At 38.4% G+C, this 4539-nt stretch carries 3 protein-coding genes; 1 reads left to right on the top strand and 2 read right to left on the bottom strand.

Annotation, left to right across the window (positions count from 1 at the left end):
• Positions 1-46 precede the first annotated feature (46 nt).
• Positions 47-610, bottom strand: a complete 564-nt coding sequence (locus tag DBZ36_RS20440) for an HdeD family acid-resistance protein (RefSeq protein WP_120356848.1) — start codon at positions 608-610, stop codon at positions 47-49.
• A 359-nt stretch (positions 611-969) separates the two neighbouring features.
• On the opposite strand from DBZ36_RS20440, the gene DBZ36_RS20435 reads away from it, so the two are divergent.
• Entirely contained in the window at positions 970-1809 is an 840-nt protein-coding gene (locus tag DBZ36_RS20435) for a hypothetical protein (RefSeq protein WP_120356847.1), read from the top strand.
• Positions 1810-3921: 2112 nt separating this feature from the next.
• Here the strand turns inward: DBZ36_RS20435 and DBZ36_RS20430 are convergent.
• The coding region (locus DBZ36_RS20430; RefSeq protein WP_233558200.1) for an HdeD family acid-resistance protein at positions 3922-4539 on the bottom strand (618 nt) is incomplete at its 5' end.

The following is a 4539-nucleotide window of genomic DNA, read 5'->3' as shown; positions in this document are numbered from 1 at the left end:
GTTAGCTCCGCACTATTAATGAATATAGTGGGGCTTAATTTGCGGCCTAAGCACTCGCTTTTTCCATATCGTCGCTGAATTGATATCCAGCAAAGCCAACCATTGCTAATGTCCAACCGCCTACTATTAACTTGATACCTACGAAGGTTCCGATTGCATAAAGTCCTGATACGGGCCAATCCATAACCAAAAATGCGGCTAATACAAGGCTTGATATCGCACCTAACAATATCCAACCGGCGCCGCGTTGCTTACGTTGCTCATAAGCGCTGTAACACATAAATAGGCCATCTACGATAAAGTAAACAATAGCCGTTAAAGTTAGAAGACTTAGGCTAAGCGCCGGTGTTCTATAGAAATAAACCGCAGCTAACAAGCCAACGACGCCTGAGAAGAACTGAAATAACCCCTGCTTCATCGTGTCGGCTTTAAAGGCAAATCCCGCCGTTGCAATACTAGACGCCGCAATCGTAATCGCCAGTAACTCAGAGAACACAACTCCGCTAATAAAAGGGCTGTACATCGCTATGCAACCCATAATAATAACGGCGAAACCAATGGCTGATTGGAACGTTGCTGATGTTTTAAATATGGTGGTTAAGTCTTTCATGGTGGAACCTCGTATGTAGTTGATGGAGCTACTATAGAATGGTTCCGGTTACGGCATAATCTGTAAAATTACTAGTCGGTACAGGAAATTTTACCTATCAATAACTAATTTATTTTCGCATGAACTTTAATTCCTTTCACAAAACAGAGTAGAAGGAACATACATATTTATAAGCTACTCATTGGTAATCCCCAAGAACAGTAGACAATTCATAGCGTTATAATAAGCATAAATGGACTTCCCAGCATTCACTAGTAAATTTTCCTCTAGGGCAAGTAATTTTGCGAGTTATCTCGTTACTCTCCATACCTTAATCTGATGGTGTTGAATAGATACCTACCAAATTAAGGAAACAAAATATGAACGCACTAACACTTATACCTTTCGCACTATTCTCAGGTGCAGTATTAGCTGAACAAAAAACTGAAGACTTAAAAGACATGTCGGACCCTATGGCAATTTACACTCAAGTAGGTATGGGTGTTACAGACAAAGGCTTAAACTTCAAGGCCGGTAAAACATACGAAACGGGCCAAGACAATCGAGGCGGAATGAATCTTGTTGAAATCAAAGGGGTTGCAGGAGATACACTAGGCTGGAGAGACCAAAATGAGCAGGTTGATGGTAAACCTATTTATGGTGGTGTGGATGATAGCGTGGACTCTATTCGCTTTAGAAACTTCGAAGTAAACCTTGCTAACGGACGCGGTACTCAGCTAGACATCAATGTTGCTTTTGGGCGGACGAGTTACGTGCAGACTGTTGAAAATGCCATGCAAGGTGATCCAACCATAGAAAAAACAACAGCCGCCGATATTTCATATAGTTTTATGCAAGCATTTCCCAAATGGGGCAAGTTTCAATTTTTCCCATTGGCAGGTGTCGGGGTAAACATCGAAAATTCTGCAAGTAACGGTTTTGAATTTCCTGGAATGTTCGGTTTGGTGGGAATGTACAGTAAGCTAGCAATCACTGATGATATTTGGCTGATGTATAATCCAATGTGGGTCACTACACTTGTGGGTAGCGACATCTACAAAGATTATCAATTTGGTGGAGATAGTAATCTGTTAGCTCATGAAGTTTCTCTCTCTTATAAAATAAGTCCGCGTACTAGTGTCCGTTACTTCGGCAACTGGAATGACAAAGTAGATTATGCACACGGCGATCACCGTATCGAATTCAATTATCAGTTTTAGGTAATATTTAAACTAATTATGATTTTTGTAAATTATATATTTTAAACAGAAAAACAATAACAGCCATAGTTATGAAGAAACTAAAAATACACTCTGATAGAGATACAGAACTATGGCCGGGTAGGATCTAAGTTAATACTCACTTAAGCCTGTTAGATAATAAACTACCCTACTTAAAGAGCACACTATTTTATCGAATACTTTATATTGTTACTGCATGTTAACTTAAACTCGTTACGTATGTTGGGGTTTCGTCGATACAATAAGAGATCGAACTTCTGAGTGGCGCCCGTCGATACACCCGAATTCTAAACCGACAGACGACAGTGATTACACGATGGACGTAGACTATAAGTGATTTAGTATACGATATTGTATAGATTTGCATCCTTGATATATCTTGTTTATGAATAAAGAATTTTCCGTTAAGTATTCACCTACTTTTGGACTTGGAATCATGAATACCCAATTATTAATACATATTTAGGTTCCGAGACTAATTGTTTACATATGCTTATCTCGAGCTCAGTTAACGATTATTTTGAACTTGCTAATCATATAAGATTAGTCAATCCTATTAAGGCATAGGGTTTACAGTGTAATCTCGTTAATTAGAAAATGGGATGATCGTCCAAATATGAGGTTACGTCGAATAGATCACTTACAATATATTGCTTCATTGAAATCGCCCAAGATGATCACTTGATAATTGACTAAGACTTCGGAGTTAAATTAAGGAGATTTCATATTTGGGTAAGCTTCAAAAGCTATCATAGCTTTGGCTTTATCTAAAAATGTAAACATTTTTTTGCTTAGTTTTAATTTATTCAAGATAAATTTATCTGGGCTCTGCTAAGTATGGAACACATACGAAATATTGTACCCTTTAAAGGTGTCATATCATTATCCATAGTACACCACCATTACCAAGCTGGAACCAAACTTTCCAAGACATGTTACGCTGGAACAGATTGTTTGAAATGCAACCCTCTACTTTTGTCCATTTACTTGCAACTAGGCTATTCAAAAATACTGCGCTTGCTTACTTCGATAGCTTTTCAACGACAGACGCGATGTCCACTATAGTATTTCTGATTCATAACCTTCTTTGACGATCCATTCTCACTTGTAATAGTGCCCGAGTTCACTATATCACTGCATTTAACCCTATATGTACTATGCCTGACAGAAAACTCCTTTTTAGAATGTTCTATATATTATTGTTGGCCCCAATTTCTTCGTAGTTCGATGATTGTAACCAGAAGAACAGGATTGATTTTGCAAGACTAATTCCTAGCTATGAGTACGACCAGCAACACACTTTCAAATGCAAAAGTATTGCTTGTAGTTATCCACGATTTATAAATGAATTGGTTACATTGCAAGTCAGATGGACAATGATCTTTAATAGTAGTGCGCTTAGTTAATCGACAATAAAGTATTCTTTTATCTCTCCACTATTTCCGCCGAATTTATTTTGATTGTGTTTTACAAATGTCTGACAAAAATCGAGAAGTGTCTGTAGTTTTTCTCATTTAGAGCATCAATATTATTTTGTTAACTAAGCGTCACAAAATGCTAGGAATCAGTAATGCCATGAGCTAGACCACCTTTAGTTTCGATATACAAACTTGCCTCAAGTTGTTCCGAATAGTGAAATATGTACTATCAGTAACAGTACATAGCTAATCATCCCTGTCTATCTGCTCATCACTTTAGTTTCAAAGAACGGATATAGTAACTCAGAGTGGTAGAAGCTATAAGTTAGATGAAACAGATAAAACAGATAAAACAGATAAAACAGATAAAACAGATAAAACATCGGTATTACACTATATTATTTGTTTCATGGTGAGCAATTAAACGGCGAAAGCACGATAAATCAACCAATTAACTGGAAAAAATAATGCGATGGTTACGCATTAAAAATATGAATTAAGTCCAACTTTGACTGAATTCACGGGTCATAAGACGATTATGAGAAAGACTGAGGGACGACATCAAAATGCAAAAAACCAAGTGCTCTTATGAAGAACACTTGGCTGATAGACCTAACTTTGTGAAGGGTTAGCTCCGCACTATTAATGAATATAGTGGGGCTTAATTTGCGGCTTAAGCACTCGCTTTTTCCATATCGTCGCTGAATTGATATCCAGCAAAGCCAACCATTGCTAATGTCCAACCGCCTACTATTAACTTGATACCTACGAAGGTTCCGATTGCATAAAGTCCTGATACGGGCCAATCCATAACCAAAAATGCGGCTAATACAAGGCTTGATATCGCACCTAACAATATCCAACCGGCGCCGCGTTGCTTACGTTGCTCATAAGCGCTGTAACACATAAATAAGCCATCTACGATAAAGTAAACAATAGCCGTTAAAGTTAGAAGACTTAGGCTAAGCACCGGGGTTCTATAGAAATAAATCGCAGCTACCAAGCCAATGACGCCTGATAAGAACTGAAATAACCCCTGCTTCATCGTGTCGGCTTTAAAGGCAAATGCCGCCGTTGCAATACTAGACGCCGCAATCGTAATCGCCAGTAACTCAGAGAACACAACTCCGCTAATAAAAGGGCTGTACATCGCTATGCAACCCATAATAATAACGGCGAAACCGATGGCTGATTGGAACGTTGCTGATGTTTTAAATATAGTGGTTAAGTCTTTCATGGTGGGACCGCGTATGTAGTTGATGGAGCTTCTATAGGATGGTTCTGGTGACGG

The organism is Alginatibacterium sediminis (assembly GCF_003610775.1).
Lineage (GTDB): Bacteria > Pseudomonadota > Gammaproteobacteria > Enterobacterales > Celerinatantimonadaceae > Alginatibacterium > Alginatibacterium sediminis.
The sequence above is the reverse complement of the archived record's forward strand: the minus strand, read 5'-3'. Positions and strand labels throughout refer to the sequence as shown.